We start from the raw sequence: 6,037 nt of genomic DNA on the forward strand, positions 1-6,037 counted from the left end.
TTTTAATCATGTCTGCTGCCGAACCTTGAATTGGAGCATTGATCGCATTTCGCTCTGCAAAACCGCGTACCGTTTGGTTTGCCGAATTGATATCTCTTAGATAACGTCTGCGGCCCATAATTGTTTGCACGTATCCATTTTCTCTGGCAAAATTCATGGTATCACTCATGTATTTTTTTATTCCTGGATAGGTATTGAAGTAGTTTTCAATGATTTCTGCCGCTTCTTTTCGTGGTATGCTGAGGTTCTGTGAAAGTCCGAATGCCGACTGCCCATAAATAATTCCAAAGTTTACTGCTTTTGCATTTCTTCTTTGTGTGGAGGTCACTTCTTCCAGACTAACGCCATATACTTTGGCAGCGGTGGCGGTATGAATATCATGGCCTTGAACAAAGGCTTCCATCATATTTTCGTCTTCGCTGATTTCTGCAATAATTCTCAATTCAATTTGAGAATAATCGGCAGAAAGTAGAACATGGTTTTCATCTCTTGGAATAAAAGCTTTTCTTACTTCCTTTCCACGATCGGTGCGAATAGGAATATTTTGAAGGTTGGGATTATTTGAACTTAACCTTCCAGTGGCTGCAACTGCCTGATTATAAGAAGTATGTATACGACCCGTTTTCTTATTTATCAATTGAGGTAGAGCATCTACATAGGTTGATTTAAGCTTTTGTAATTGCCTAAAATCAAGAATATCAGCAACAATATCACTTTTGTTGGCCAGCTTACTTAAAACATCTTCACCGGTTTGGTATTGTCCGGTTTTTGTTTTCTTTGCTGATGGATCAAGCTTTAGCTTATCAAATAGCACTTCACCCAACTGTTTAGGAGAAGCGATATTAAATTTAACACCGGCCTTTTCGTAAATACTTTGTTCTAACTGTCTTAAATCTATTTCAAGAGTTTTTGAAATTTCTGCAAGTGCGTTTTGATCAATTTTTACACCTTCGCGCTCAATATCTGCTAAGACATAAACCAATGGATTTTCAATTTCTTCAGCCAGCTTCCAGGCATTTAATGATTTAAGTAAAGGCTCAAAAGTATTTTTTAATTGGAGGGTGATGTCTGCATCTTCTGCAGCATATTCTTTTACCAGTTCCACATCAATATCGCGCATGCTACCCTGATTTTTACCTTTCTGACCAATTAAGCTGGTGATGCTTACTGGCGTATAATGAAGGTAATTCTCGGCTAGTAAATCCATGTTGTGGCGCGAATCTGGATCGATAAGGTAATGGGCAAGCATGGTATCAAAAAGTTCGCCCTGCACATGAATACCGTACCAATTTAGCACCAAAATGTCGTATTTGAGGTTTTGTCCGTATTTCGCGATTTGCGAATTTTCAAAAACAGATTTAAATTCTTCTAGAATTTTCGCACAAGCTTCTTGATCGGCCGGAAGGGGAACGTAAAAACCTTCACTAGCTTTCACGCTGAATGAAAGTCCAACAAGTTCGCAATCATTTGCATCCAGTCCAGTAGTTTCCGTATCAAAACAGAAGGATTTTTGGCTAGCTAATTCTGCGATTAATTCCTTTCTTTTTTGTTCAGTATCTACTAAATCATACTTATGACTTGTATTAGTTATATTTTTTAAAATTTTGGGAGCTTCATTTTGTTCCTGAACTTGTACCGGAGCTGGATTATTATTAGATCCAAAAAGATCCATCTGACCGTTAGTTACTGCTGCCGATTTGACATCAACTTGGAAATCATCCCCAAACACACGACGGCCTAAGGTTCTAAATTCAAGTTCGGCAAAAAGCGCTTCAAGGACATCGCGATTAGGTTCATCAATATGTAAAGCATCCACATCAAGCTCTACTGGGGCATCAAGTAGGATGGTGGCAAGCTTCTTGGAAATCAGTCCTTGTTCAGCAAAATTTTCAACGTTTTCTTTTAATTTACCTTTCAGCTCGTGACTATTTTTGATGATATTTTCAATGGAGCCATATTGCTTAATGAGTAGTTTAGCAGTTTTTTCACCAATTCCAGGAATCCCTGGGATATTATCAACCGCATCGCCCCAAAGACCTAAAATATCGATTACCTGATCAACACGTTCAATTTCCCATTTTTCAAGGATTTCTTTCACCCCTAAAATTTCCATTCCATTACCCATTCTTGCGGGTTTGTAGATGAAAATATTTTCTGAAACCAGCTGTCCAAAATCTTTATCTGGTGTCATACAATAGACTGTAAAACCCTCTTTTTCGGCTTTTTTAGCTAATGTTCCTATTAAATCGTCGGCTTCGTATCCATCTGCAAAAACTACAGGAATGTTAAACCCTTCAATTAATCGGATGATGTATGGAATTGCGGCCGATAAATCCTCTGGCATAGCTTCACGATGTGCTTTATAATCGGCAAAATCGGTGTGGCGCTCAGTTGGTGCTGCGGTATCAAATACTACGGCCATGTGACTTGGATTTTCTTTTTTAAGAACCTCAAGCAGGGTATTTGTGAAACCCATGATGGCAGAAGTGTTTAGTCCGCTAGACGTGAACCTAGGATTTTTACTTAGCGCAAAATGTGCCCGATAGATTAGCGCAAAAGCATCTAGAAGAAATAGTTTTTTCATTGGTGTTTTTATTTTGGGAATCATCCCGTTTTATCTGGCTATACAGCCTTCAATATGATCATTTATCATTCCTGTAGCCTGCATAAATGCATAACAGATGGTAGTACCAAAAAAATTAAAGCCCCGTTTTTTCATGTCTGAGCTGATGCGGTCAGAAATTTCTGTACGTGCTGGCATCGATTTATGATCAGTCCAATAATTTATAATTGGCTTTTTATTGGGTAAAAATCCCCAAATAAATTCTGAAAATGAACCATACTCTTTTTGAATGTCTAAAAACAATTTGGCATTTTTTATGGATGAAGAAATTTTTAATCTATTTCTAATGATCCCTTCATCTTGCAATAATCGCTCTACATCCAATTCGGAAAAGCTTGCAACTTTTTGAGCATCAAAACCAGCGAATGCCTTTCGGTAATTTTCACGTTTTCTTAAGATAGTAATCCAGCTTAATCCTGCCTGGGCGCTCTCTAATATAAGAAATTCAAACAAGATTTTATCATCAAAAACGGGTTTTCCCCATTCCTCATCATGGTATTTCACATAAAGTGGGTCGGAGCCACACCATGAACATCGGACTATATCTTTACTTTGCTCCAAGGCTTAGAATCTAAATAGACAAATTAATATTTTCCAAAAATGAGTTTTTAATTGGGCTATTTGCTGTTAAGCTCATCCCAATACTCAAGTGCTCTACGGTAGTGAGGAATAACAATTGACCCGCCAACCAAATTTGCAATCATGAAAATCTCATTCATTTCCTCATGGCTAACTCCTTCTTCATGGCATTTGCCGAGGTGATATTTTATACAATCGTCGCAGCGTAATACCATGGATGCAACAAGACCAAGCATTTCTTTTGTCTTTACATTTAATGCTCCTTCGGCATAACAGGTGGTATCAAGTGCTAAAAATCGCTTGATATTGGTGTCGGCCGTTTCCATGATGCGGTCATTCATTTTAGTGCGATAAGCATTGAATTCTTCGACCATTTTTCCCATATCCTTATAATTTATTTTAAATTTTTATTTGTTCATGTCGAGTTCAAAGTTAGGATCCCAAAAGATATTTTTGAAATCTAAAACTTTATCATTTTCAATCCTAATACCCTCATTTTCCAATAGTTGCTGCATCAAATTTTCTGATCCAAAATGGAATTTACCTGTTAGTAAACCATTTCTATTCACCACTCTTTGGGCTGGCACTGGCGGAAAAACACTATGCGCCGCATTCATGGCATAACCAACCATTCTTGCTGAACCTCTCGTGCCTAAATACGATGCAATGGCACCATAAGAGCTCACTCTTCCACTAGGTATCAGTCTAACTACCTGATAAACCTGATCATAAAAACCAAGTTTCTCCATTTATTCGAAGCTAAACTTTAAATAGTTAATGTTCTTATCATGAGCAAGATACTTCTTCTCATAATAAGTTTTGATTGAAAGCACTTCATCTACCAAATCAGATTTATAAAGATCGTTGGTAATTACATGTACTTTTAATCCTAATTCCTCAGTTTTCTCTTTGGTATAGGCATATAAAAGGTCGCTATCCGTTTTTAAGTGTATAGGCCCTCCGTTTTTTAAAATTGTTTTGTACTTTTCTAAAAATCTTGGGGATGTGAGTCTTTTCTTTTCCCGACTAATTTGAGGTTGAGGATCTGGAAAAGTAATCCAGATTTCAGTGATTTCTTTTTCAGTAAAATAATCCAATAGATTTTCTATTTGGATTCTTAAAAAGGCAACATTTGGAATATTTTCTTCAATGGCTGTCTTGGCTCCCCTCCATATCCTATTTCCTTTATAGTCAACACCAATAAAGTTAATCTCCGGAAAAAGACGTGCCAGATTTACGGTGTATTCGCCTTTTCCACATCCCAATTCAAGAATTACTGGATTGTTATTCTTAAAATGCGTTTGTGCCCACTGGCTTTTTAATATTTTTCCATTATCAAGCTCGATCACATTATCAAATGTAGCGATCTCAGCAAAGCGTTTTAGTTTATCCTTACCCATTTCTTGTCTTAAAGCCTGTAAAAATAATTTATCTTTGCTTGAATACTCTATAATATTGGAAAAAGGACAAAAAATATATATTGCAGGGCACCGAGGCATGGTGGGTTCTGCCATACTACGTAAGTTGGAGGCCGAGGGCTATACTAATTTACTGGTTAAAACTTCTGCGGAGCTTGATCTTAGAAATCAGCAGGCTGTTGCCGATTTCTTTGCTGAAGAGAAGCCTGAAATTGTGTTTTTGGCCGCTGCTAAGGTGGGCGGTATTTTGGCAAATAGTACCTATAAAGCTGATTTTATCTATGAAAATTTGGCTATTCAGATGAATGTGATTCATCAGTCGTATGTTCATGGGGTTAAGAAGCTTATGTTTTTGGGATCAAGCTGTATTTATCCTAAAATGGCGCCACAACCCTTAAAAGAGGAGTATTTACTTACCGGATTACTCGAGCCTACTAATGAGCCTTATGCTATTGCCAAGATTGCGGGAATTAAAATGTGTGAAGCTTATCGCGAACAGTATGCTTGCAATTTTATTTCAGTAATGCCAACCAATTTATATGGCTATGGTGATAATTATCATCCTCAAAATGCACATGTTTTACCTGCTTTAATTCGAAAGTTTCATGAGGCAAAGGTAAATTCTGCTTCGGAGGTCATAATTTTAGGTACTGGGAGTCCGAAGCGTGAATTTTTATTTTCTGATGATTTGGCGAATGCCTGTTTCTATTTAATGCAAAACTACAATGAGCCTGGCTTTATAAATATTGGTATAGGTAGCGATATCTCGATAAAGGATTTGGCTTTATTAATTCAGAAGGTTATTGGATTTGAAGGCAATTTAGTTTTTGATACCACAAAGCCAGATGGCACACCTCGCAAGCTGATGGATGTTTCAAAACTTCATGCTAAGGGCTGGAAACATCAAATAGAATTAGAAGATGGAATAAAGCTTGTTTATCAAGACTTCCTTAAAAACCATGCATAAAAAAACCCCTTTTGATTGATCAAAAGGGGTTTTATTTTAATATGTTTCACTATCTGGTGGAATACCATAATCTGCCATTTCGGGATCTTTTTTACGCTTACCACCACTCTTTTTTAGCCAATCACTGATTTTATCTATCATTTTACCCATGAAATCTTTGTCAAAAGCTTTTGCTGCATTTTGCGTAACTAATGCTAATAAGGCTTTCATGAGAAAACCAGATTTTGGAAAAATAAATTTATTCATCAATACAGGTAATCCGATACGGAAGATACTTGATACCCAGTCGCCTTCATCTTTACCTTCTTCCTTTCCTTTACTAATGCCTAAAAACTGACTTAACTTGTTTAAAAGAAGGAATGGGGCCGTGATTTTAGTCGTGATTTTTTCTACCTCAATTTTTAGATCAGTCTCCATTTCTACACGGACCTGACCTAAGCGCTCAATTTC

At 37.1% G+C, this 6,037-nt stretch carries 7 protein-coding genes; 1 reads left to right on the forward strand and 6 read right to left on the reverse strand.

All coding sequences use genetic code 11. From position 1 onward, the window contains the following. The 5 genes from polA to trmB all read right to left on the reverse strand — a co-directional run. Positions 1-2,584: DNA polymerase I (gene polA, locus ACIQ0D_RS10975; RefSeq protein WP_395805549.1), on the reverse strand; the 2,584-nt coding region annotated here is incomplete at its 3' end. 30 nt (positions 2,585-2,614) lie between these two features. Continuing rightward, positions 2,615-3,184, reverse strand: coding sequence for a DNA-3-methyladenine glycosylase I (locus ACIQ0D_RS10980; protein WP_395805551.1), 570 nt, complete (start codon positions 3,182-3,184; stop codon positions 2,615-2,617). Between the two features lie 56 nt (positions 3,185-3,240). After that, positions 3,241-3,585, reverse strand: a complete 345-nt coding sequence (locus ACIQ0D_RS10985; RefSeq protein ID WP_395805553.1) for a carboxymuconolactone decarboxylase family protein — start codon at positions 3,583-3,585, stop codon at positions 3,241-3,243. A 24-nt stretch (positions 3,586-3,609) separates the two neighbouring features. Then, positions 3,610-3,951 carry an MGMT family protein gene (locus ACIQ0D_RS10990; RefSeq protein ID WP_395805555.1) on the reverse strand — a complete coding sequence of 114 codons (342 nt, stop codon included), beginning with the start codon at positions 3,949-3,951 and terminating at the stop codon, positions 3,610-3,612. After that, positions 3,952-4,602, reverse strand: a complete 651-nt coding sequence (gene trmB, locus ACIQ0D_RS10995; protein ID WP_395805557.1) for a tRNA (guanosine(46)-N7)-methyltransferase TrmB — start codon at positions 4,600-4,602, stop codon at positions 3,952-3,954. It lies immediately after the preceding gene. Between the two features lie 55 nt (positions 4,603-4,657). On the opposite strand from trmB, the gene ACIQ0D_RS11000 reads away from it, so the two are divergent. Then, entirely contained in the window at positions 4,658-5,587 is a 930-nt protein-coding gene (locus ACIQ0D_RS11000) for a GDP-L-fucose synthase family protein (protein ID WP_395805559.1), read from the forward strand. A gap of 36 nt (positions 5,588-5,623) precedes the next feature. Here the strand turns inward: ACIQ0D_RS11000 and ACIQ0D_RS11005 are convergent. Continuing rightward, positions 5,624-6,037 (reverse strand): hypothetical protein (locus tag ACIQ0D_RS11005; protein WP_395805561.1); only part of this gene is annotated, 414 nt, incomplete at its 5' end.

It is taken from the genome of Daejeonella sp. (assembly GCF_044342615.1).
Classification (GTDB): domain Bacteria; phylum Bacteroidota; class Bacteroidia; order Sphingobacteriales; family Sphingobacteriaceae; genus Daejeonella.

Bases quoted from the DNA above. Each gene is read 5' to 3' on its own strand.
- ACIQ0D_RS10990 (WP_395805555.1), bottom strand. From the start codon at position 3,951: ATGGAGAAACTTGGTTTTTATGATCAGGTTTATCAGGTAGTTAGACTG.
- ACIQ0D_RS10985 (WP_395805553.1), bottom strand. From the start codon at position 3,585: ATGGGAAAAATGGTCGAAGAATTCAATGCTTATCGCACTAAAATGAAT.
- trmB (WP_395805557.1), bottom strand. From the start codon at position 4,602: ATGGGTAAGGATAAACTAAAACGCTTTGCTGAGATCGCTACATTTGAT.